Source organism: Donghicola eburneus, from assembly GCF_900115865.1.
GTDB lineage: Bacteria > Pseudomonadota > Alphaproteobacteria > Rhodobacterales > Rhodobacteraceae > Donghicola > Donghicola eburneus.
The window spans coordinates 96,683-117,448 of sequence record NZ_FOXY01000003.1; the positions used below are offsets into that span (position 1 = coordinate 96,683).

Sequence of the window (20,766 nt, forward strand, 5' to 3'; positions counted from 1 at the left end):
CGGAGCCCCGAAAAAAAACCTTAAACAAATTTGGCCGAGCCGCCGTTCCAATAACCAGACGCCGAGGGGCGCACACAAACACCGAACACAGGAGACGGCACAATGGCCATCATCAACACGAACATTGGCGCAATCAATGCTCAGGCTAGCTTGAGCCGCGTAAACAACACCATGGAAACCTCGATGGAGCGTCTGTCGACCGGTATGCGGATCAACTCTGCAAAGGACGACTCGGCGGGCATGGCCATCGCAGAAAAGATGACCTCGCAGATCATGGGTCTGAACCAAGCGGTCCGCAACGCGAACGATGGTAAGAACCTGCTGGACACCACCGAAGGCGCCCAGGTCGAAGTCTCCTCCATGCTGCAGCGTCTGCGCGAACTTGCTGTTCAATCGTCGAACGACACCAACACCGCAAGCGACCGTGGTAACATCGCTGCAGAAGGTTCGCAGCTGATCACCGAAGTTAACCGCGTCGCAACCGACACCACCTTCAACGGTATGAAGATCCTCGACGGTTCGTTCACCGGCAAGCAGCTGCAGATCGGTGCGGACACCGGCCAGTCGATCGAAGTTAACGTGGACAGCGTCCACTCGACCGAGATCGGTGCACACACCTTCAGCACCTCGATCAAGAGCAACGCTGACGCAACCGACAACGGCATCGCAGCAGAAGATATCTCGATCACTGGTCACACCGGCACAGAGACTATCTCGGTTGCTGCAAACTCTTCGGCAAAAGATCTGGCCGATGCAGTGAACAAAGTGTCGGCTTCGACCGGTGTGGACGCTTCGGCAGAAACCAACGCTGAAATCTCGCTGTCTGCTGCTGGTAACGTCAGCTTCGCAGTGAACGGCACCGACATCGGCACCGTCGCTGTGACCGACGCCACCGACCTGACCGGTCTGCGTGACGCGATCAACAACAAAGCGGGTACCACCGGCGTGACTGCAAAGATGGGCGACGACAATAGCTCGATCATCCTGACCGACAAAACCGGTGCGGACATCTCGATCTCGGGCTTCGAAGACCAGCAGACCACACCTGCATCGGCCATGACCGTGACCGCACTGGAGCGTGACGGTACTTCGGACAACGCGTCGCAGACTCTGGCAGCCGACGGTAGCGCTGGTGATGCGACTGTTGCAGGTCAGGTTGAGTTCACTTCGATGAAGACTTTCTCCGTCTCGGGTGAGAACGCTGGCGCAGACGTTGACTTTCTTGACTCTGACTCGAACACCTCGACTCTGGAAAAAGTGTCGGACATCGATCTGACCACTGCCGAGGGCGCGTCGAAGGCGATTAAGGTTCTGGACGTTGCTCTGTCCAAAGTCTCGCAGTCTCGCTCTGACCTTGGTGCGGTTTCCAACCGTCTGGACAGCACCATCTCGAACCTGACCAACATCACCACCAACGTCGAGGCAGCACGTAGCCAGATCCAGGACGCCGATTTCGCGAAAGAATCGTCTGACCTGGCACGCGGCAAAATCCTGTCGCAGGCGGCAACTTCGATGCTGGCTCAGGCCAACGCTTCGAACCAGAACGTCCTGTCGCTGCTCCGCGGCTGACGTAAAATTGACAGCCAAAAGAGAGTCCGGCGCCCCCGCGCCGGACTTTTTTGTTTGAAATCAGGGATTAACAATTTTTTCATTTTTTTGCTAAAATATCCGAAAGGATCACCGTTAGGTGTCAAATAAGCTGCCTTGCGAGAATCTCTCACTGGGGCCCTAATTGGGTCATTCCAGGAGGGAACGACATGCAACTCAGCTACACTCAACAACTCGGCCAACGTCAGTCACTTGTAATGACCGCTCAGCTTCAGCAAGCGATCTGCCTGCTTCAGCTTAGCAACACTGACTTACAGTCGTACATCGAATCCGAGGCGGAAGAGAATCCGTTTGTTGAAGTTGCGCGTCCTACCAGCGACCGTCTGCGTGAACCTGCTCTGTCGAAGCGGTCTGCCTCTGACTACGACGATGTGACTGCCCGTGCCGCTGACCACGCTCCCTCCCTCTATGGTCATGTAGCTGCACAGTTCGATCTTATGTTCGACACCCCTCGCGATCGCGTTGTTGCCGAATGTTTCCTCGAAGCCATCGAGCCCAGCGGTTGGCTGGGTGAGAGCCTGGAAGACATCGCATTCCGTGCCGCCATCACCATGGAAGAAGCCGAAGACATGCTGGCCCGCGTTCAGCAGGTAGACCCCGCCGGTCTGTTTGCCCGCAGCTTGGCCGAGTGCCTGACCCTGCAAGCTGCAGACAAGAATATGCTGACCCCGATCATGTCGGGCATCCTGTCGAACCTGCCAAAGCTGGCGGCCGCGGACCTGAACGGTCTGTCCCGCGCTTGTGGCTGCTCGATGGAAGAGCTGCGCAACGAGCTGAAAGAAGTGCGCCGCCTGAACCCCAAGCCCGGTGCCGATTTCATCTACGGTGATATCGCTCAGCGCGAGCCCGATCTGATCGTGTCCAAAGGCGAAGAGGGATGGCTGGTTGACCTGAACCGCTCGACCCTGCCTGCGGTTGTCGTGGACGAAGCCAAAGCGGAAACTGTCACCCGTGACAAGACGGCAACCGAGTTCGTCGGCGAGCGTCTGAGCCTTGCTCGCTGGCTTCGCCGCGCGGTTGAACACCGTAACCAGACTATCCTGTTGGTGGGTGCAGAAATCGTGCGCCGTCAGGCCGCTTTCCTCGAGCATGGTCCCGCGCACATCGTTCCCATGACCCTCAAGGACGTGGCCGAGGCCGTTGGCGTTCACGAAAGCACCGTGAGCCGCGTAACCACCGGCATGCTGATCGTGACCCCTCAGGGCACTTTTGGCTTGAAAACTTTCTTCAGCACCGCGCTGTCGACCGATGGTGACGAGGCGTCGTCCTCGGCTGCGATCCGTCACCGCGTTCAGCAGCTGGTCAAAGACGAAGATCCTTCGAAGCCCCTGAGCGACGACGCGATCGCGAAAATTATCACGGATGAGGGCACCCATCTGGCGCGCCGCACTGTCGCGAAATACCGCGAAATGCTGAAAATCCCCTCGTCCTTCCAGCGTAAGCGCCGTGCAAAATTGGCCAACTAAGTCGGTTTAATCCCTCGTCCGACGCAAATCAGACCGCTCCGGCGGTCTTTTTTGTGTCCGGAGGGTCGATATGCATAGCGATATATGGGGGCTCGGGATGTCTGGGGGCTCAGACTGTAGAAACGGACAGGCCGAGGAGCTTAGAGCCCCTCGGCCTCGGTTATATCGGGTTCTTCTTGGATAGGCTCGTAAACGAACCGCATCTCGGGGAACTCGCGCTTCATATACTGATGAACGCGCTGTTCATTCTTTGCGGCGATCACCTGAAGCAATGTCATCCCGCGCTCAATCCGGTCGCGGCGAAAGAACTCTGGCGCCGTATTCCAGAAGTAGGACCACGCCAACGCTTGCGTCAGAACCATCACCCAGATGCCGATAGGCAGCGTCACGATGATCGTCGCGATCCATATGGCCAGTGGCGTCCACAGGCGCATCTGGGCATACCATAACGGGGTTAGCGCGATAGCCAGTGTCGAAGGCCGCTGCGTCTGGATGTCGTAGTTGCCGTTGGCATCCTGATAGACTTCCCAGTTGATCAGTCCATCAGGCAGGATGCGTTTCGCCTTTTTCTCGGCTTCTTCTGCATCGTATTCGCGGCCCTCTTTCCATTGCCCCAGATTGGGGGTGTTTGATAGGACCACGAACTTTCGCTCGTCACGTAAAAAGGTCAGCGCGATTGTAGGCGTGCCTCGCCCGAACCGGTCGCGCAGATCCTGAGTGGTGCCATCAAAGGGCAATCCGTTCACGGCGATCAATTCGTCGCCGACCTTTAGGCCCAGTGCAATGGATCCCACCTCGAGAGAGGCCAGAGCCAGATGCCTGCCTTTTCGGTCATTCTCGGTGTCGGTGGTGTCGTCTGTCATGGGTATGAGAATGGATTAGGTTCTGCTTTGGATGCGGGTTTCGACGTCGTCTTGCGGGTCGTGGTGGTCCGCGGCTTGGGTGTGGGTTTTGCGGTGGTCGCTGGCTTGGACGCGGTGTTTGCAGCCGGTGGCGTGCTGGTCACTGCAGCGGCGATCATCTTGCTCAGGGCAAGCTGCAGGTCAGAGATTCCGGCCTTCATCGCTTCGACTGTCGTTTGTGTGCCCGCATCTACCCGTTCGGTCAGAGTCGTGGCAATTTGGGATTGCAGATTTCCGGCAGTGTCAGAATAGTTGCCAAGCTGAGATGCCATTTGTTCTGACATCTGGGTCAGTTCAGCCATGACCAAATCACGGTTTTCGTTGCTCAGACCTTCTAGTTTGGCCATGCGCTCGCTCAGGCCCGCAACGGCATCAAGCTGCCCGTTCAACTCTGTGACGCTCTCTTGAAAAATGGCCAGAGCCTCGATCTGCGTGGCGCTGGTGCGGCGCATTTCGGCGAGCGTTTTGAAATAAACCAGTCCACCCAAGGCGATAGATACTCCTGCTCCGACCAAAAGGCCGATCATCATGGGGCGCAACCGTGCGCCAAAGCGGTCGAGACGGGCTGCGGCGGCAGAGGTTTCGCTCTGGAGCCGAGAGACCTCGGAAGCGGCGTCGTTGGCAGCTTCGGCCGCCTCCAACGCCAGTTTGATGGCTTCCTGAAGTTCAGTGGTTTCGCTGTTTTCTGTCTCGGTCGCGTCCGAGGCGGTCTTCTTGTTCATGGTGGCTCCTGACGGCTGAGGGGACCCTTTGGAGCATAGGAATGCATGTTCCATGCCATCCGCGGCCGGGCGCACGCGCTAAAGTTTTCCAGTCCGGGGCCGTTATCAGATTCAGAACTTAGCCCCTGATGTCACTCATGGGGTCTTCCTGACCGTTTATTCGAAAGAGGCACAGATGTCGCAAACTGCAGGCACGACTGGAAACGCTGACGAAGCTGGCGCATTCGTCTCTATGGAAAACTTGCAGCCGTTCGCCAAAATCGTTTTCGGGGATGGCGCGCACGAAGTGGCCCGCTGCGGCGACGGCGCGACCTTGGCCTATCGCCCCGAGGGATTTTCCGGCGAATGGACTTCGCTGGGCATGCAACTCGAAGAGGGCTGGCCCCGCATCGGTGGCGGCATCATCCTGAGCCAGAGCAATGCCCTAGAGCGTTTCGTGCGCACGCACGTGGTCAAGATCGAAGAACATCGCGACGATGGCGCGGTTGAGTACAAACTCGAGGACGTGGCTTGGCTCATCCGCGAGACTGACGATCTCAACCTGGTCGAGATCCGTGTTGGCTCTGGTGCGTGGACTACGGTGAAGATCAAAGAAATCTCGATGGAGAAAGAGAAAGACCGCGCAGTGGCTGCGCTGGTCAAAGTTTCGCCCGATCTCGAGATGGAAGTGTCCGCAGATATGGTTGGCTGGGCCGAACGTCTGGGTGCGGGTGCGCAGATCATGCCCGTGCTCTGAGGCGCTCGGCAAGAAATTGTTTCACGTGGCGCGGCAGGTTACTGACCGCGCCATCTTTGTACCAAGTCCGCGATGCGGAAGCGCAGGGCCGCCGCCAAACACATGGCAGCAGAGGCCCATATTGCCGCAGCGCGCAGGCCTTCGGCCTGCATTGCCTGATCCGCAAGAGCGACTGATACCCCTGCAAAGCTGACGGTCGATATCAGGGTTCCAACACTCTGTTTATGCTTTTTTACACGCATCTCAGGCGGTCTCCTCTGGTCGGCCATGTTCGTCGAGGCGCAGTTCCTTGGGAATCTCCAGATCGGGCATTTCGGTCGGCATGTCGTGGTCCAGTCGGTAGACGTGCGCCAGAATCGCAGCCACGGCCACGAACAGAGCCTCTGGGATCATTTGACCAATCTGGCCGGTAAAGTAGAGCGCACGGGCCAAAGGCGGCGCTTGCACGGTGGTGATGCGGGCAGCGGCGGCACGCTCCATGATCCGGTGAGCCATTGCGCCTTTGCCCATCGCAAGAACGACCGGGGCGTCGGCCTGTTCAGGGTCATAGCGCAGGGCAATCGCAAAGTGCGTCGGGTTGGTGATCACGGCTGTAGCGTTTGGCACGTCGTCCAACGCTTTGGCCCGTGTCGCCCCTTGTGACGCTTCCATCTGACGGCGGCGGATCGCGCCCTTGAGTTCGGGCGAGCCTTCGGTCTGCTTGAATTCGTCCTTCAGTTCTTGACGGGACATCTTCAGACTCTTGTTCAGGCTGTAAATCTGGTAACCCAGATCGACGGCGCCGATGATCAGCAATCCGACGATGAGCGCGCTGAGAAGTTTGATCACGCCCGATTGGAACAGTCCGATCGAGCTGCCAACCGGCATGGTGTACATCAGATCCATCTCGGGGATCATAGACATCACGACGCCGTAAGCAGCCCCGCCAAGCAAGCCGACCTTCATTAGTGCCTTGCCCAGTTCGACCAGCGATTTCATCGAAACCATGCGCTTTAGGCCCTTGAGGAGGTCCATCTTGTCAGGCTTGAATGCCATCGCTTTGGGGGCCCAGTTTAGTCCGCCCATGGCCCCCTGGACTGCAATGGTCAGCACCAACATTGGGATACCGATGGCCATGCCGATCAGAAACAGGGCGATAATGGATTCCTTGAGCCGCGACAGGATGATCGTGTCTAATTGCTCTGTGCTGTCCCAGCGCAACCAGCTGGCCCAGGTGCCAGACAGGGTCTCGCCGAAAATGCCGGCAACCATGACAATGCCCATCGCGGACACGATGCTAAAGAGAACGAACACCTCTTTGGAAGTGACAATTTTGCCGTCTTCTTTCGCCTGTTCTTTTCGTTTCGGCGTTGGGTCTTCTGTCTTTTCCTGACCGTCGTCACCTTCAGCCATTCGCCATCTCCCGGAACATGTGTTCCATCAGTTCGAGCGAGGATCCAAGGACCCATTCGCATGCCTTGCCCAGAACAGGGGCGCCGAAAAACAGAAGAACCACAGTCATAGTCAGCGTCATCGGAAAGCCGAACGAAAAGATGTTCATCTGCGGGGCCGAACGGGTGATCACGCCGATCAGGACGTTCACCAAGAGCAGGACCGATACCACAGGCATCATCAGTTGGACACTGAAGTTGAACATATAGCTAACAGCTTCTTTGCCAGCCGCCAATAACGGGCCAGCATTCATCGGGCCACCGGGCGGCAGCAAGGTGTAGCTGTCAATCAGGATATTCAGAGCAATCAGGTGCCCATCCACGGCGACAAAGGTCGCCAGCATGAACAGGCTAAAAAGTTGCGAGACCACAGGAACGCTGGTGCCAGACGCGGGGTCGATCTGCGCAGCAAAGCCCAGACCCGCCGTGGCTGCGATCCGGTCACCGGCCACCGACGCGGAGCCAAAGATGATCGACAGAACCAATCCAGCGGCAAGGCCGATGGTCAACTCTGTCAGGATCATCGGAACAGCGGTGAGAGCGACCAGCTGATCGACCGGAGGCATTGGGACGCTGTTGACCACCGGCAGGGTCAGGATCACCGACATCATGATCCGCACAGGCAGCATGATGTAACGCGCAGCGAAAAATGGAGCGGACAAGATGAACGCGCCGATCCGCAGCATTCCAAAGGCATACTGAACAGCATAGCTCAGCAGTTCTGCCAGTTCGAGGCCGGGAATGCCCGAGTCATAGTTGAAGGCCGGTGGTTGCAGCATCAGTTGATGGTCGCGATGGTTTCGAAGATCAGAGCGAAATAGTCAGACATCACGCGCAGCATGAAGCCGGACATCAGGGCCATCGAGATCAGGACAATGGCCAGTTTGGGGACAAAGCTGAGCGTCGCTTCGTTGATCGAGGTTGCGGCTTGCAGGACCCCGACCATCAGACCGACGGCCAATGCGATGCCCAGAACAGGCCCCGCAGTCAGCAGGATATTCCAGTAAGCGATCTGCAGGTGCTCGATATTTGCGTCGAAATCCATTGGGTTAGCTCCCCATAAAGCTAGAGGCCAGCGACCCCATCATCAGGGCCCATCCGTCCACCAGAACGAAGAGCAAAAGTTTGAACGGCAGCGAGACCAGCATCGGCGACAGCATCATCATACCCAGCGCCATCAGGATCGAGGCGATCACCATGTCGATGACAAGGAACGGCAGGAAGATCAGGAAACCGATCTGGAACGCGGTTTTCAGTTCGGACGTGATGTAAGCGGGCAGCAGGATTGACAGGGGCACATCTTCGTTCGCCTCGAACGGCGCGGCATTTGCGAGCTCGGCGAACATCATCAGGTCGTTCTGGCGGGTATTCCCCAGCATGTAGCCGGTGACGATGGAGCGGCCTTGTTCTAGCGCGACCGGAGCAGCCAGTTCGCCGTCCAGATAGGGTGCAATCGAGGTGTCGTAGAGCTCGGTCAGCATGGGCTGCATGACAAAGAAGCTGAGGAACAGAGCGATCGACACAAGCACTTGGTTTGGTGGGGTCTGCTGCGTGCCCAAGGCCTGACGCAGGATCGACAGTACGATAATGATGCGGGTGAACGCGCTCATCCCGAAAACGATCGAGGGCAGGACGGTCAGCGCCGTCATCAGCGCCAGAATTTGCAGGGTCAACGAATAGGTGACTTCGCCATCCGCGCCCTCGAGTTGTAGGGCAGGCAGCCCTTGGGCCTGAGCGGCGCCCGATAGGGCAATCAGAGCAGCTGTGGCAGGCAGAGCATAACGGCGGATCATTCTGCCACCTCCGCACCAGCGGTTGCGGTCAGAGCCAGCATCTGTGCCTGTCCTTTGCGAGGCATAATCGCCAGAACGGAATGACCGTCTGCTTCGATCAGCAGCGCGCGCTCACCGTTTCCCAGTGCGGTGCTTTCCCGCACGATCAGGCGGCGTCCCGCAGCGGTTTTGCTGGCCAGTTTGGTCTTGTTCATTTGAACGACCAGCCATGCCAGACCCAAAACCCCCAGAAATGCGAGGACTGTGATGATCTGTTGTATTTCCAGGATGTCCAAGGCTCTGCTCCAATTCCCGTGCATCTGTCAGGAATACGGGAGCAGGTTTCATGCCAAACGGGACAAAGCCCCCCTATCCAAACGATAGAGGGGCGCAGCGCAATAGTATGCACCGCGTCAGGTTTTCGGGATTTGGGGCCATGAGGCGCCCTTAGACAGAGGCCATCCGTGTTTCGGGATCGACAATCTCGCCAAAGCGGATGCCGAACCGTTCGCCGACCACGACGACTTCGCCTCGGGCGATGATGGTGCCGTTGACCAGAATATCCAGCGGATCGCCCGCCATCCGGTCCAGTTCGATGACTGAGCCTTCGTTCAGGCGCAGCAGGTCCTGAATGGTGATTTCGGTGCGGCCGACTTCGACCGTCATGCGCACTTTGACGTTGGCCAGCATTCCGAGCTTGGCGTTGACGTTGTCAGCAGCGGCAACTGGGTTATCGCTCATCCGGTCATCCTTTCTTTTTCAGCCTGCGGGATGGTGGCCACGCATTCGGTAATGTTGATTGCGGCTTTGCCGTTCACTTCGCCAATGTCGCCGTTGAAGAAGTGCTGACCCTCGACCAACAGGCGCGGGGCAGGTTTGAGATCGACGGGCACAACTTTGCCCGGAGTGGGGTCGGTGATCGCACGCAACTGGACCTGCGGTTCGTCCAGGTGGGCGGTGATGGTCAGCGGTACGTTCATGACGGCACGCTCTAGGCGGGCGCGCCAGCTTAGGTCTTCGCCGACAATGTCGGACTGGCTGCGCGAGCGCAGTTGCGCCGCGATCGGTTTCAGCGTTTGAAGCGGATACAAGATATCAACGTCCGCCGGATCGCCGCCAGGCAGCTGCACAATAAAGGAACATTTCACCACCTGTTCCTGACCATCCAGGAAACTGGCGAATTGCAGATTTTCCTCGTGAGCAGAGCCCGTGAAATGCACCGGATACAGATCGCGCCATGCCATCTCCAGCGCACGGTTCAGGCCGCCAACGACCAGTTCGATGACCCTAAGCTCTGTCGCCGTGAATTCGCTGCGGTTCGTCGGAGGGGGTGTTTTCAGCTCGCCGCCATAGTACACATTGGTCAGCAGCGACACGAAGCTGGGCTGCAGTACCACCATCTGAGTGCCGCGCAATTCGTCGATGCGGCTGATGGTCAGGCTGCTGAAGTTGTCCAACTCGTCGGTGTAGTGATCATAGGCTTTGATCTCTGGGGGGAAGGATGAAATCCGCGGCTGCATGCGCAAGAACGGCAGAAAAACACTGCGCGCCAGACGGTTGAAGCGTTCGTTCACCATACGCAGGCCGTAGTAATCCCCCAGCGCCGAAACGTTGTCTTCGCCAAACTTATACGGTTTGGCCTGACTGGAGGCGTCATTGCTGTCGCCCGCGTCATCGTCCAGGTTCTTGAGGCCGTCGACGAGCGCGGCGACCTCGAAGCTGGAAAGTTTTGTTGCCTTTGCCATCGCAGTGCGTCCTTTACTGCAACACGAACGAGGGGAAGAAGACGTTCTCGATCCCGCCAAAGCCTTCGAGCTGTTCGAGGCGGTTGTTCACGGCCTTCTTCATCGCGGCGGCCAGACGATCGCGGCCTTCCATGCCTGCGACGTCTTCTTCCGAAAAGCCGCTGATCACAGCCAGAAAGTCAGAGCGGATCGCCATTGCGTGTGTCTCCACGTTGGTGATGACGCTGGCGTCGTACTGGGTCGACATGCCGATCCCGACCTGCAGGAACCGGCGAGAGCCCTTGAGGTTCGTGGTCAGGGTGTCCGGGAATTCATAGTAGCTGGTCTGGAAGACGGGTGTTTCGGGGATGTCCTTGACCATTCTCTGGGGGCCACCTTCGCCGTCCTCACCTTCGCCTTCGCCGCCCTCTTCGCCGCCGCTGCCGCCGCCTTCGCCGTTGGTCCGTTCGACCAGTCGCAGAACTTCTTCAGAAGGGGACATCTGCATGCCGGCGTAATAAATGCCGCCAGCAAAGCCGCCGCCAAGGAACAGCAGGAACCCAAGGATCATGAGAATGATCTTTAGGATCTTGCCCTTCTTTTTGGGCGCATCTGTGTTTGCGTCACTCATGTTTCAATGCCTTATGCCTGTACATCGACCAGCCGGTTCGGATCTTTGCGGGCAGTTATTGCCTCGGTCTGTTCGATACCGTTGGTGGCGTCACTCTGGTTATTATTTGCTTGGGCGCTGCCGTTCTGGCCGCCCTGATCGTTGCGGCCGTGATCACGACCGGTGCTGGCATTGTGGTTCGCCAGTTCGACACCCTGCTTGGCCAGAAGTTCGGCCAGCTTCTGCTGGTTGTCGTTAAATTGCTTTGCTGCTTCGGACGTCTCAGTCACGATCGAGATCGAGGCGGCGCCATCCCGCAGTTCCATGCGCAGCTGTACGCGGCCCATGTTTTCCGGCGTCAGTTGGATTTCCATCGCCTCGCCATCAGCGAGCGTTTCGAGGCCTATGGACTCGATCATATTCTCGGGCCATTCGGCTTGATCCATAGCCAGCTCGGTAGTTGCGACATCACGTGCGGCGGTTTCAAGCTGCTGGAACGCTTCGGGCGCGTTCGTCACCTGAACCTGAGGCGCAACTGCGGCCAAGGGTTGCTGCGGGGCGGCCGCCTGTTGGGGCAGCTCTGCGGGTTTGGCAGCGACTTCGCTGAGTTCTGGACCCGCATCTTTGGTCACAGCCTGTTGCATTGCCTGCTCAAAGCTTGAGGGCGCCGAGGCGACCTTGGACTCTACGCCTTTGGACTTGGGAGTGTCTTCGGTCAGGGGGGCATCTGCTTGCGCGGTCTTGCCCGCTTGCGGTGCTATGGGCTGCGCAGTGGTCTGCTGTGGGGTGCCTTGTGCCTGTGCTTTTGGTGCCTTGGACGCGTCAGCGGTCATCACGGGCGCTGCTTTGGACTGGCGTCCGGCAGGTTGCGCGCTGTCCGACTGACGCGCTGCAACTGGTGCGGCAACAGCTGCCCCAACGGTCGCGACTTTCAGCGCGGCATCGGTGGCGGGATCAGCAACGGCCTCAGCCTGTGCGACCTCGGGCTGTGCGGCTTCAGACACGGCGTCTTTCAGGCTTGCCTCGGGTTGCAGGGCCGCAATCTCGGGCGAAGCAATCTCCAGACTATCGGATTTCGCAGGCTCAGTGCCATCGTTGGCCTTTGCCACGATCTGCTCAGCAGCTGCTGACGCGGCCTGGCTCTCAGCCTGAGGCTTGGCAGCTTTCACGCCGACTTGAGCGCGCAGGGACAAGGATGCGTGGGTCGTCACGGGCGCGTCGCCCTCTGCCGAGGTCGGTTCGCCTGCCTGCTGCAGGGTCAGCGCGGCAGTACTGGTTGTTGTGTTCAGCGCCTGCAGTTTTTCCTTGGCCTGAGGCTGCACGAGCGCAATCTCTCCGTCCACCTGCGGTTCTGTTAGGGCAGCGGTTTCCTTGCCCGCGCCAAGCGCGACCAGTTCAGGTGCTGCTGGCGCTTTGGCAGAGCCCTCTACCGCAGGCCTCAATCCCTCGATATTCAGAGAGGTCGCCTCGATGGCGTCCTGTGCCCGAGATGCGGGCTGCGCGACTTCAAGCGAGACCGTCTCTTGAATCTTTGCAGCGGCAGCGACGGTTTTTCCGCCGTCTGCCGTGCTCTTCACTGTCATTCGGGCAATCGCTGTGTCGCTGGCGGCCGCTTTGGTCGTCAGGCCGCCTTCGGGCAGGCGCGCCATCATGGGCAACACGTCTTCGGATACATTTGCGGTGACGGCCTTCGCGGTAGACGAGGCTGCTTCTGCGGGTACTTTCGCTTTGGTTTGCGCGTCTGCAGGCGCCGCGTCAGAATTCGCGGCCTCGGCCTTTGCGGGGGTGTGGCCTTCGCCGCTCTGCTGGTCAGAGGTGTCCGTGGCAATCGCGGTCTGCGCCTTGGCAGGGGCATCTTCTTGGGCCTGCGCCATCACATTGCCGAACCCTGCACCGGACACAGCTTTGGCCGCCGCAGGCTTGGCCTGTTGCGGGGTGTCCAGCTTGAGAAAGCTTTGCTCTGCGATCGTCAGCGGGGTCATAGCGATCCTTTCGGGGCAAATCGGAGGAGTTCAATCAGGACAAACATTGCAAGAGCAGTGCCAAGTCGGGGTCAGCGCGGTGTGCGCCCGCGCTCTCCCAGACGGCTATCTTCTTTGGCGTCGGCTTCGGCACGGGCTTCGCGGCGGGTTTCCACGGCCTTTTCGCCATAGATGCGAACGCGCTGTTCGGCTTGGGCCACGCGGCCGCGTGCTTCGGCCAGACGGGCTGCGCTTTGTTCGCGCTGAACTTCGACATTGGTCAGCTGCTGCGCGATGGCGTTGCCGAACCACATGGTCGAAGCCAACTGCGCCTTGGACTGGATCGCGGGGCGCTGGGAAACGGACTCGTCCAACAGGTTTTTCAGTTGGTTTGATTGCGCCTCGGCCCGTGCGGCTTGCTGCGCAATTTGCCCCAACTCTTTGCTTTCCTGCCCCAGTTTCGCTTTTTCTTTGCGGACCATCAGGTCCATCAGCTTTTCCTTGCGGGTCATCCGAGAGCGCCTCCGGCGAGATTAAGAAGGGACTTGCGGCTGTCGACGAAGTTCGACTTTTCGTCGACGGGCTGTTGGATCAGGGTCTTGATGCGCGGCCATGTCTGGACGGCCTCGTCCAGTTCAGGGTCCTGACCGGGCGTGTAGGCGCCCATCAGCATCATGTCGCGGTTGTCCATGTATAGACTGATCATCCGGCGCAGTTTCAGGGCGCCGCGTTGGTGGTCCTTGTCCACAATGTCGTTCATCACGCGGCTGACCGACTGGGGAATGTCGATAGCGGGATAAATGCCCATCTGCGCCTGCTTGCGCGACAGAACAAGGTGACCGTCCAGAATGGCGCGGGCGGTGTCCACCACGGGATCGTTGGTGTCATCGCCGTCGGCCAGAATGGTGTAGAAGGCGGTGATCGACCCTTCGCCCTTCAAACCCGGACCTGCGCGTTCGATCAGCGTGGGGATCATCGAAACGACCGAGGGGGTGTAGCCCTTGGCAGTGGGCTGTTCACCCAAGGCCAGACCGATTTCACGACGGGCGTGGGCACAGCGGGTGAGCGAGTCCATGATCAAGAGGACGTCTTTGCCCTTGCTGCGGAAGTACTCGGCGATTGCGGTGGCGCGGTTCGCGGCCCGCAAGCGCAGCAGGGGCGAGCGGTCGGCAGGCACGGCCACGACGCAGGTTTTGTGCGCGTTCTCGCCATGCATGATATGGCCGACAAAGGCGCCGACTTCTCGGGCACGTTCCCCGATCAGACCGACGACAACGACGTCTGCGTTGGTGTTCTTGGTCATCATCTCGATCAGGACCGACTTACCGACGCCAGAGCCTGCGATGATGCCGACGCGCTGGCCGCGGCCCACGGTCAGAGCGCTGTTGATGATGCGCACGCCCACGTCCAGAACCTGATCAACAGGCTGACGGGCCAGCGGGTTCTGCACCTTGCCAGCCAGCGGCCAACGAATGTCGCCCTGCGGGTTCGGGCCATCATCCAGTGCGTGACCTTCGGCATCAATGACGCGGCCAAGCAGCGCTTCGCCCATCAGCGCGTCGTGGCCACCGTCCAGACGACGCACGCGGGCACCGGAGACGATGCGCGCACCGGGGGTGTCCAGAAACAACATGTTGCGCCCGTCGCGGAAGCCCACGATTTCGCCCTGCACGCGGCTGCCATCTTCGGTTTCAACTTCGCAGATCGCGCCGGGGCTGGCGGGAAAACCTGTGCATTCGAGGATCAGACCATCATAGCGCAGGACCTTGCCGCTCATTTCCGGTGTCGGTTTGACGGCTAAATCATCCAGAGTGCCGGTCAGAGAGGTCAACAAGGAGCTCATTTCGCGCCTTTCTTGGTCAGGCTGTCGGTCAAAGAGATGTCGGGCGTGCTGATGCCAACATCGCCGCGGCGCAGATTTGCGTCCGCGATCAGGCGGCTTTGCTGCACCACTGGCGCTTCGGACAGGAAGGGGGAGACAGCGTCCAGATCCTTGGGGCTCAGACGGATCGTGACGTCGCTGACACCGGCAGCCACGGTTTCGACCAGCGCTTCGATCTTGTTCACAAAACGGGCAGGGGTGGTGTCGATCTGCACGCCCGCGCGGTCGGACGCCAGTTTGCGGACGGCTTCGGTCAGTTGCTCGCGCAGACCAGCCAGCGCGTCTGTGTCAGGGGTCATCAGGCGATCCGTTGCCGCGATGAATGCATCGCGGGCCTCGGCGAATTGGGCTTGCGCCTCGGCATAGGCCTCTTCGCGGGCGGCGGCGATGGCGGCCTCGTCGTTCATAAGCTCCGGCTGTGCCTCGGGCTCTGGCGCGGTCAGGGCCGCTTTGGCTTCGGCCTCGGCGAGACCGGCCTGATAGCCCTCAGCCCATGCGGCTTTGCGGATCGCCTCTACGTCGATCTGCTGGGCTGCGGGCTGCGCGCTAGGTGCGTCTGTAGCGGGGGCCTCTTGGGGCGCGGCGTTCGCTGATAGCTCGACCTGATCTTCGGGGAGTTCGTCCGACAGATCAGGCAGTTCATCTTCGGAGACCGCAACGAAGCCCTTGGGGCGGAAGTTCTCGGGGGTGGCAGACACCTTGGTCGGCAGGCCTCCGGTCTGCACGAACCCGGACTGATCGGCCTCGCGGATCAGGCGCATGATGTCTTCGTGGTCGAGTGCGCGGTCGAGCGCAGGGTTGGGGCGCGACTGCTGGGACATTAGACCATCTCCTCACCGCCGCGACCGGCCAGCGTGATTGTGCCTGCGTCGGCAAGGCGGCGCGCAACGGCGACAACCTGTTTCTGCGCTTCTTGGACGGCGGTAAGCCGGATCGGGCCCATGGCCTCCATCTCGTCGCGGATGTTGGCGGCGGCGCGGGTGGACATGCACGACAGCAGGCGGTCGGTGACGTAGTCGTCCGAGCCTTTGAGCGCGACCGTAAGGATTTCGGCGTCGATCTCGCGCAGCAGCGTCTGGATTGCGCGGTCCTGCGACTGAACCAGATTGTCGAAGACGAACATGTTGTCCTGCAGGGTCTCCATGAGGTCTTTGTCCTCGGTGCGGATCGCCTTCATGATGCGCTGTTCCATGTCCTGCTTTGCGAAGTTCATGATACGAGCAGCAGAACGAATACCGCCGATCTGGCTGGCGCGCAGGGTGGTGTTGGCCTTGAACTTGCGCTGCATGACCTGCTCCAGCTCTTTCAATGCGTCAGGCTGCACGTTGGTCAGTGTCGCGATGCGGAAGATGATATCGGGCTGGACGTCCTCGGGCAGCAGGCGCAGCACTTCGTTTGCCAGCTGTGCGTCGATGGACGCGATGACCAGCGCCATGATCTGCGGGTGTTCGTCCATGATGAGTTCCGAGATCGCCTTGGCGTCCATCCAGTCGAAGATTTCGATCGGGTGGTCGGCGGTAGAGCGGGTAATGCGCGACAGAACCGACTGCGCCTTGTCCGGACCCAGCGCCTCGTGCAGGACGCTGTCCACGTAGGCGCCTGCGCCGATGCCGATGTTGGTCTGTTCGTTCAGTTCCCCCAGGAATTCGTCGACGACGGCTGCGATGGTCTTGTGGTGGATCTGACGGACCGAGAACATCGCGGCGCCCAAATCCTGAACCTGTCCGGGGGTCAGTTCCCGCAGGACCGACGCGGCGGCCGCTTCTCCGAAGAGGAGCATCAGAACCGCGGCGCGCTGGGTGCCATTCAATTCGGCCAGCTGGGTGTTTTCCTCATTCACGGGGACCAGAGCGTTCATTTCGAGATCTCCTTGTCACGCTCGATCATCTGCTGGAACACAGCAGCAACGCGGGCGCTTTCGACTTCGGCCAGATGGCGCAGCAGGGTAACTTTTTCTTCGTAGGTCGCGGCTTCGTTCTTGAGCAGTTCGCTCTCGGGACCGCGCGGTACAACATCGCCTTTGGCTTTGTCGGACTTGCCGTTCTTCTTGCCTTCGGCGGCGCCCTCGGGGGCATCCTGTCCCGCGAGACGGGCCCGCAGAGTGGACAGGGTGTCGCCTTCGCCAACTTCGACAGTGTCGGCTAGAGCGGGGCTGATGCCATACTCCATGGGCTTGGGCAGCAGGCGAGACATCAGCGGGCGGATAATGCCGAGGATGACGATCGCCAGAGCAACCAGCTGGGCCAGAATGCGGCCAACGCGGGGCAGCCATTCGGCTTCGTACCAAGGGGCCTCGTAGACATCGAAGGTGTCGATGAAGGGGCTGGACGACACGGTGATGATGTCGCCGCGCGATTCATCGTATCCAACTGCGGTGCGGGTCAGAGCCTCGATCTCGCGCAGGACGGCCTCGGGCAGAACGGCGGGTTCGGTTGGGTCGGCGCTGGTCGGTGCGCGCAGCAGCACGGCAGCGTTCACGCGAGTGATGCGGCTGGACTGCGGAACGATGGTTTCCACACGGCGGCTGACTTCGTAGTTCTTGGTCGACGAGGACGAGCGGTTCTGCAGGGTCTCGTTCGATTTCGAGCCTGCACCGGGCTGCTCGGCGTCCAGATCCATTTCCTTGGGCGGGGTGTTCGAAACCGCGCCGGGGATGCCGCCAGCTTTGCCGTTGCTGCTCTCGTCCAGCATGCTCTGCTCGCTGCGCAGGGCGGTCTGGTTCGGGTTATACTGTTCGTTCATCACCTCGGAGCGGGTGAAGTCCATGTCCAGTGTGACCTGAACAGCCGCGTTACCAAGGCCGACGATGGGCATGATCAATGCTTCGATCCGCTGACGGAACAGAGTTTCCTGCTCGATCCGCTGGCGGGTCTGCTGGTCGGTCTGCGCGGTGAATTCGTCTTCGGTATTGTTGGTTAGCAGGCGGCCGGTCTGGTCCACGATAGACACGTTGCTGCGGGGCATGCCGGGGATCGACGTGCTGACAAGGCTGACGATCGCGTCAACCTGGCTCTGGCCCAGAGTGTGGCCGGGCGCGACCTGGACGAAAACCGAGGCGCGGGGCGGCTGGCTGTCGCGGACAAACGCCGTGCGTTCTGGCAGGGCAAGGTGCACGCGCGACTGGGTGATCGATTTGATTTCCGAGATCGAGCGGGCCAGATCCAGTTCGTGCATACGGCGCAGACGCGCGCTTTCGACGCTGCGGCTGGTGCCCATGGGCATGTCGGTGATGGTGGACAGACCGTCAGGGGTGCCTGCGGGCAGACCTTCGGCGGCCAGCGCCATGCGGGCCTTGTACAGATCGCCCTTGGGAACTTCGATCTGGCCATTGGCGCTGTTGATCGTGGCAGCAATGCCCTGACCATTCAGCAGCTCGATTGCTTGGGTTTTCTCAGAGTCCGGAAGGCCGGTGTTCAGGGCGACCTGACCGGAAGTATTCAGGAACATGTAAACCATCAGACCCAGCACGGCGGCCGAGACCAGCACGATGGCGGGCATCGCACGGCGGATGCCGGGTTGATCTGTGACGCCTTTGGTCCACGCGAGCGCGGCTTCACCCTTGGCGACCAGTTCGTTTTTCTGGCCGTTCACGGGTACCGGTGCTGTCGATGTGTCAACCATGGTGTGTCCCTGTCTTCAAAACTAATACGATGCTCTGGTCTAAAATCAGACCGGCATGTTCATGATGTCGCGATAGGCGCTCAGAGCCTTGTTCCGGACCTGGAGGGTCATCTGGAACCCCAGCGAAGCGACCTGCTGTTCAACCATCACCGAAGCGATGTCGTCGGTCTTGCCGGTTTCATAAGCCTTGGCAGCGTCTGCCGCGTTGTTCTGCGCCTGTGCGACGTTATTGATCGCGTCGTTGACCCGATCCCCGAACGAAGGACCTTCATTACCCGAAGGCTTGAGGTTCTGCGTCGGGTTGGTCGACGACGTCGTAGAAGAAAGAGGGAGTGCGCCGAGTGCTGATGTCGCTCCGGAGATGCTCATGTCTCTGATCCTCTGGTTAAAGTTGCCTGCTCGATTTTATTTTTTTGGGGCGGGGAGGCGGGGCTGTCTTACGCAGCCTCTGCCATCATGGGTGCGGGCATCAGGCCCGGACGGCCGTTCAGCATGATGTCTGCGCCAGTGATCTGGACGCCGTCATGCAGAACCAGTGCGCGCTGGATCACGTTCTCCAGCTCGCGAACATTGCCGGGCCAGCTGTGGGCCATCAGCACGTCGCAGGCTTCTTCGGTCAGAACGGGCAGGTTTTCACCGCAGTGACGGCGCAGAAGGGCAGCAGCCAGTGCAGGGATGTCCTGTGCGCGCTCGGCCAGCGACTGGGTCGCGAGGGGGAAGACGTTCAGGCGGTAGTACAGGTCTTCACGGAAGGTGCCGGCCTGCACAGCCTCTGCCATGTCACGGTTCGAGGTGGCGATCACGCGGATATCCACGGCGCATTCGTTCTGAGAACCCAGCGGGGTGACTTTCTTTTCCTGCAGGACGCGCAGCAGCTTGGCTTGCAGACCCAAGGGCATTTCCGAAATTTCGTCCAGCAGCAGGGTGCCGCCGTCAGCTGCGCGGACGATGCCTTTGTTTGCGGTCGATGCGCCGGTGAACGAACCCTTCTCGTAACCGAACAGGATCGCTTCGAGCATGTTCTCGGGGATCGCTGCGCAGTTGATCGCGACAAAGGGCTTGTCCGCGCGGCTGGAGTGATCGTGCACGGTGCGAGCCAGCACTTCTTTGCCGCTGCCGGTGGGGCCGTTGATAAAGACGGTGACGTCGGTACGAGCGACGCGGGCGGTCATGTCAATCAGGGCACCGGTCTGCGCGTCTGCCGCGACCATGCCACCATAAGGAGCAGCGATCAGGTCCGACAGCATCAGGACGGGGCCGTTGCGCAGCGGGTCAGTCGAACCTGCGGGCAGACCGAACCGGATCATGCGGCCACCTAGTTCTTCGGTGATGGTCAGCTCGGTTGCAGCCTCGTCTACAATAATGACGCGCTTGGCGCCTGCAGTCTTGGCGGCTTCGACGATGCCGCGCTGGCCGCCCATTTCGGCTTCGGCGGCGGCCGATGCGACGTAAGTTGTGGCTTTGGTATCCGCGGCGTTGCTGACTTTGGCACGACGACGCTTGAGCAGTTCGATCAGGCCGGTGGCAGCGATGAAAGCAGTCTCGTTGATCAGAATGTCGGTCATGGTGGTCCTCGTGTTGCTGTTGGAAACAAACAAGGCAGGAGTCGTGCCAAACTCGAAAAAAACCAAAAAAATTTCAGATCGGCCCTAAAACGGAGCTCAAACGAGCCGATACTCACAGTGATAGCCCAAGAGGCGATGTCAGAACCCCGTCACTGGGGTTGGTATATCTGACACCCGACGGATTCTCGACACCTCGTTAGGTGCATCGAGGCGGCCCTTCGCATATCCTTTGCACCCTTCGACCATACCCGAACCGCTTTGCCCGTCAAAGGGTTACCCGTTCGGATATAAAGTCCACCTTCAAAAGGCCTATGAAAGAATCTGAAGCAGGGCCGTTAACAGACTCAGTTGCCATTATTGAAAAGGCGTGGGCTGTCATGTTGTCGAAAACCTATCATCTTAAGTTCCCGAGTCTGGATGCGGCGCAGATTGCAGCCCCGTTCGTGACCGAGACTCTGGGGAATGCGATTCCCAATTGTAATATGTCCGGTCTGACCGTGCTGATTAGTAAAGAGGGCGACATTTCTGTGAATGTCTTCTTTCCGTCGGCGGTAGAGCTGAAAGCTTTCGAGAAAAACCACGGCGGTTTTGTCGATGCGATGAAGTCGACCTTCTTGTTCCGATCGACCGGTTTCGACGGGGTCTGCATTTTTAATTTCGATTCAAGCGACGCGGCTTAACCGCTTTGCCCCGGACTCGGCACGGGGCTTGCAGACGTGACGACGAGGCAGTGCGCGCTGGCGGAATATCGTTGGTGCCACTCGTAA

The 20,766-nt window shown here is 59.7% G+C and carries 23 protein-coding genes; 4 read left to right on the top strand and 19 right to left on the bottom strand.

The window, feature by feature from the left end:
• The first annotated feature begins 102 nt into the window (after positions 1 to 102).
• Together BM225_RS05785 and rpoN are read left to right on the top strand one after the other, a co-directional pair.
• Complete coding sequence (locus tag BM225_RS05785) at positions 103 to 1,569, top strand: flagellin N-terminal helical domain-containing protein (RefSeq protein ID WP_072708378.1); 1,467 nt, start codon at positions 103 to 105, stop codon at positions 1,567 to 1,569.
• 188 nt (positions 1,570 to 1,757) lie between these two features.
• Positions 1,758 to 3,074, top strand: coding sequence for an RNA polymerase factor sigma-54 (gene rpoN / locus BM225_RS05790; protein WP_092463984.1), 1,317 nt, complete (start codon positions 1,758 to 1,760; stop codon positions 3,072 to 3,074).
• 140 nt (positions 3,075 to 3,214) lie between these two features.
• Here the strand turns inward: rpoN and BM225_RS05795 are convergent, their stop codons facing one another.
• Both BM225_RS05795 and BM225_RS05800 read right to left on the bottom strand, forming a co-directional pair.
• Positions 3,215 to 3,937 carry a PDZ domain-containing protein gene (locus BM225_RS05795; RefSeq protein WP_072708375.1) on the bottom strand — a complete coding sequence of 241 codons (723 nt, stop codon included), beginning with the start codon at positions 3,935 to 3,937 and terminating at the stop codon, positions 3,215 to 3,217.
• On the bottom strand, positions 3,934 to 4,698 hold the full coding sequence (locus BM225_RS05800; RefSeq protein ID WP_072708373.1) for a hypothetical protein: 765 nt from the start codon (positions 4,696 to 4,698) through the stop codon (positions 3,934 to 3,936). Before BM225_RS05800 ends, BM225_RS05795 begins: the two co-directional genes overlap by 4 nt.
• Before the next feature lie 175 nt (positions 4,699 to 4,873).
• Here BM225_RS05800 and BM225_RS05805 point away from each other — a divergent pair, with 175 nt between their 5' ends.
• Positions 4,874 to 5,434, top strand: coding sequence for a hypothetical protein (locus BM225_RS05805; protein ID WP_072708371.1), 561 nt, complete (start codon positions 4,874 to 4,876; stop codon positions 5,432 to 5,434).
• A 38-nt stretch (positions 5,435 to 5,472) separates the two neighbouring features.
• Here BM225_RS05805 and BM225_RS05810 read toward each other — a convergent pair whose 3' ends face one another.
• From BM225_RS05810 to BM225_RS05890, 17 genes are all read right to left on the bottom strand, one after another.
• Positions 5,473 to 5,676: a hypothetical protein gene (locus BM225_RS05810; RefSeq protein ID WP_072708369.1), complete on the bottom strand. Its 204-nt coding sequence runs from the start codon at positions 5,674 to 5,676 to the stop codon at positions 5,473 to 5,475.
• Position 5,677: 1 nt separating this feature from the next.
• Complete coding sequence (gene flhB / locus BM225_RS05815; RefSeq protein WP_072708367.1) at positions 5,678 to 6,826, bottom strand: flagellar biosynthesis protein FlhB; 1,149 nt, start codon at positions 6,824 to 6,826, stop codon at positions 5,678 to 5,680.
• Positions 6,819 to 7,643: a flagellar biosynthetic protein FliR gene (fliR, locus tag BM225_RS05820; protein WP_072708365.1), complete on the bottom strand. Its 825-nt coding sequence runs from the start codon at positions 7,641 to 7,643 to the stop codon at positions 6,819 to 6,821. Before fliR ends, flhB begins: the two co-directional genes overlap by 8 nt.
• Positions 7,643 to 7,909, bottom strand: a complete 267-nt coding sequence (fliQ, locus tag BM225_RS05825) for a flagellar biosynthesis protein FliQ (RefSeq protein WP_072708363.1) — start codon at positions 7,907 to 7,909, stop codon at positions 7,643 to 7,645. The genes fliR and fliQ overlap by 1 nt, the downstream gene beginning before the upstream one ends.
• Positions 7,910 to 7,913: 4 nt before the next feature.
• The gene (fliP, locus tag BM225_RS05830) at positions 7,914 to 8,657 is read right to left on the bottom strand and encodes a flagellar type III secretion system pore protein FliP (protein ID WP_072708361.1); all 744 of its coding nucleotides are present in this window, start codon (positions 8,655 to 8,657) and stop codon (positions 7,914 to 7,916) included.
• Positions 8,654 to 8,932: a hypothetical protein gene (locus BM225_RS05835; protein WP_072708358.1), complete on the bottom strand. Its 279-nt coding sequence runs from the start codon at positions 8,930 to 8,932 to the stop codon at positions 8,654 to 8,656. The genes fliP and BM225_RS05835 overlap by 4 nt, the downstream gene beginning before the upstream one ends.
• A gap of 151 nt (positions 8,933 to 9,083) precedes the next feature.
• Positions 9,084 to 9,377 carry a flagellar motor switch protein FliN gene (fliN, locus tag BM225_RS05840; RefSeq protein ID WP_072708356.1) on the bottom strand — a complete coding sequence of 98 codons (294 nt, stop codon included), beginning with the start codon at positions 9,375 to 9,377 and terminating at the stop codon, positions 9,084 to 9,086.
• A complete protein-coding gene (fliM, locus tag BM225_RS05845; RefSeq protein ID WP_072708354.1) occupies positions 9,374 to 10,381 on the bottom strand; it encodes a flagellar motor switch protein FliM in 1,008 nt (335 codons plus the stop codon). The genes fliN and fliM overlap by 4 nt, the downstream gene beginning before the upstream one ends.
• Positions 10,382 to 10,394: 13 nt before the next feature.
• On the bottom strand, positions 10,395 to 10,991 hold the full coding sequence (locus tag BM225_RS05850) for a flagellar basal body-associated FliL family protein (RefSeq protein ID WP_072708351.1): 597 nt from the start codon (positions 10,989 to 10,991) through the stop codon (positions 10,395 to 10,397).
• An 11-nt stretch (positions 10,992 to 11,002) separates the two neighbouring features.
• Positions 11,003 to 12,952: a flagellar hook-length control protein FliK gene (locus BM225_RS05855; protein WP_072708349.1), complete on the bottom strand. Its 1,950-nt coding sequence runs from the start codon at positions 12,950 to 12,952 to the stop codon at positions 11,003 to 11,005.
• Positions 12,953 to 13,023: 71 nt separating this feature from the next.
• Positions 13,024 to 13,443, bottom strand: a complete 420-nt coding sequence (locus tag BM225_RS05860) for a hypothetical protein (RefSeq protein WP_072708347.1) — start codon at positions 13,441 to 13,443, stop codon at positions 13,024 to 13,026.
• Complete coding sequence (locus BM225_RS05865; protein WP_072708344.1) at positions 13,440 to 14,774, bottom strand: FliI/YscN family ATPase; 1,335 nt, start codon at positions 14,772 to 14,774, stop codon at positions 13,440 to 13,442. The genes BM225_RS05860 and BM225_RS05865 overlap by 4 nt, the downstream gene beginning before the upstream one ends.
• Positions 14,771 to 15,634 (bottom strand): FliH/SctL family protein, encoded by an 864-nt coding sequence (locus BM225_RS05870; RefSeq protein ID WP_072708342.1) that lies wholly within the window; start codon positions 15,632 to 15,634, stop codon positions 14,771 to 14,773. The genes BM225_RS05865 and BM225_RS05870 overlap by 4 nt, the downstream gene beginning before the upstream one ends.
• The gene (gene fliG, locus BM225_RS05875; protein ID WP_072708340.1) at positions 15,634 to 16,671 is read right to left on the bottom strand and encodes a flagellar motor switch protein FliG; all 1,038 of its coding nucleotides are present in this window, start codon (positions 16,669 to 16,671) and stop codon (positions 15,634 to 15,636) included. The genes BM225_RS05870 and fliG overlap by 1 nt, the downstream gene beginning before the upstream one ends.
• Positions 16,668 to 18,434: a flagellar basal-body MS-ring/collar protein FliF gene (gene fliF, locus BM225_RS05880; protein WP_072708338.1), complete on the bottom strand. Its 1,767-nt coding sequence runs from the start codon at positions 18,432 to 18,434 to the stop codon at positions 16,668 to 16,670. Before fliF ends, fliG begins: the two co-directional genes overlap by 4 nt.
• 45 nt (positions 18,435 to 18,479) lie before the next feature.
• Entirely contained in the window at positions 18,480 to 18,803 is a 324-nt protein-coding gene (gene fliE / locus BM225_RS05885) for a flagellar hook-basal body complex protein FliE (protein WP_072708336.1), read from the bottom strand.
• Between the two features lie 68 nt (positions 18,804 to 18,871).
• A complete protein-coding gene (locus BM225_RS05890) occupies positions 18,872 to 19,999 on the bottom strand; it encodes a sigma 54-interacting transcriptional regulator (protein WP_072708334.1) in 1,128 nt (375 codons plus the stop codon).
• A gap of 311 nt (positions 20,000 to 20,310) precedes the next feature.
• Here BM225_RS05890 and BM225_RS05895 point away from each other — a divergent pair, with 311 nt between their 5' ends.
• Positions 20,311 to 20,679, top strand: coding sequence for a hypothetical protein (locus tag BM225_RS05895; RefSeq protein ID WP_245780429.1), 369 nt, complete (start codon positions 20,311 to 20,313; stop codon positions 20,677 to 20,679).
• The last annotated feature ends 87 nt before the right edge of the window (positions 20,680 to 20,766 follow it).

Coding starts and splice junctions, on each gene's coding strand:
- BM225_RS05785 (WP_072708378.1), top strand. CDS start 103: ATGGCCATCATCAACACGAACATTGGCGCAATCAATGCTCAGGCTAGC.
- rpoN (WP_092463984.1), top strand. CDS start 1,758: ATGCAACTCAGCTACACTCAACAACTCGGCCAACGTCAGTCACTTGTA.
- BM225_RS05795 (WP_072708375.1), bottom strand. CDS start 3,937: ATGACAGACGACACCACCGACACCGAGAATGACCGAAAAGGCAGGCAT.
- BM225_RS05800 (WP_072708373.1), bottom strand. CDS start 4,698: ATGAACAAGAAGACCGCCTCGGACGCGACCGAGACAGAAAACAGCGAA.
- BM225_RS05805 (WP_072708371.1), top strand. CDS start 4,874: ATGTCGCAAACTGCAGGCACGACTGGAAACGCTGACGAAGCTGGCGCA.
- BM225_RS05810 (WP_072708369.1), bottom strand. CDS start 5,676: ATGCGTGTAAAAAAGCATAAACAGAGTGTTGGAACCCTGATATCGACC.
- flhB (WP_072708367.1), bottom strand. CDS start 6,826: ATGGCTGAAGGTGACGACGGTCAGGAAAAGACAGAAGACCCAACGCCG.
- fliR (WP_072708365.1), bottom strand. CDS start 7,643: ATGCTGCAACCACCGGCCTTCAACTATGACTCGGGCATTCCCGGCCTC.
- fliQ (WP_072708363.1), bottom strand. CDS start 7,909: ATGGATTTCGACGCAAATATCGAGCACCTGCAGATCGCTTACTGGAAT.
- fliP (WP_072708361.1), bottom strand. CDS start 8,657: ATGATCCGCCGTTATGCTCTGCCTGCCACAGCTGCTCTGATTGCCCTA.
- fliN (WP_072708356.1), bottom strand. CDS start 9,377: ATGAGCGATAACCCAGTTGCCGCTGCTGACAACGTCAACGCCAAGCTC.
- fliM (WP_072708354.1), bottom strand. CDS start 10,381: ATGGCAAAGGCAACAAAACTTTCCAGCTTCGAGGTCGCCGCGCTCGTC.
- BM225_RS05850 (WP_072708351.1), bottom strand. CDS start 10,991: ATGAGTGACGCAAACACAGATGCGCCCAAAAAGAAGGGCAAGATCCTA.
- BM225_RS05855 (WP_072708349.1), bottom strand. CDS start 12,952: ATGACCCCGCTGACGATCGCAGAGCAAAGCTTTCTCAAGCTGGACACC.
- BM225_RS05860 (WP_072708347.1), bottom strand. CDS start 13,443: ATGACCCGCAAGGAAAAGCTGATGGACCTGATGGTCCGCAAAGAAAAA.
- BM225_RS05865 (WP_072708344.1), bottom strand. CDS start 14,774: ATGAGCTCCTTGTTGACCTCTCTGACCGGCACTCTGGATGATTTAGCC.
- BM225_RS05870 (WP_072708342.1), bottom strand. CDS start 15,634: ATGTCCCAGCAGTCGCGCCCCAACCCTGCGCTCGACCGCGCACTCGAC.
- fliG (WP_072708340.1), bottom strand. CDS start 16,671: ATGAACGCTCTGGTCCCCGTGAATGAGGAAAACACCCAGCTGGCCGAA.
- fliF (WP_072708338.1), bottom strand. CDS start 18,434: ATGGTTGACACATCGACAGCACCGGTACCCGTGAACGGCCAGAAAAAC.
- fliE (WP_072708336.1), bottom strand. CDS start 18,803: ATGAGCATCTCCGGAGCGACATCAGCACTCGGCGCACTCCCTCTTTCT.
- BM225_RS05890 (WP_072708334.1), bottom strand. CDS start 19,999: ATGACCGACATTCTGATCAACGAGACTGCTTTCATCGCTGCCACCGGC.
- BM225_RS05895 (WP_245780429.1), top strand. CDS start 20,311: ATGAAAGAATCTGAAGCAGGGCCGTTAACAGACTCAGTTGCCATTATT.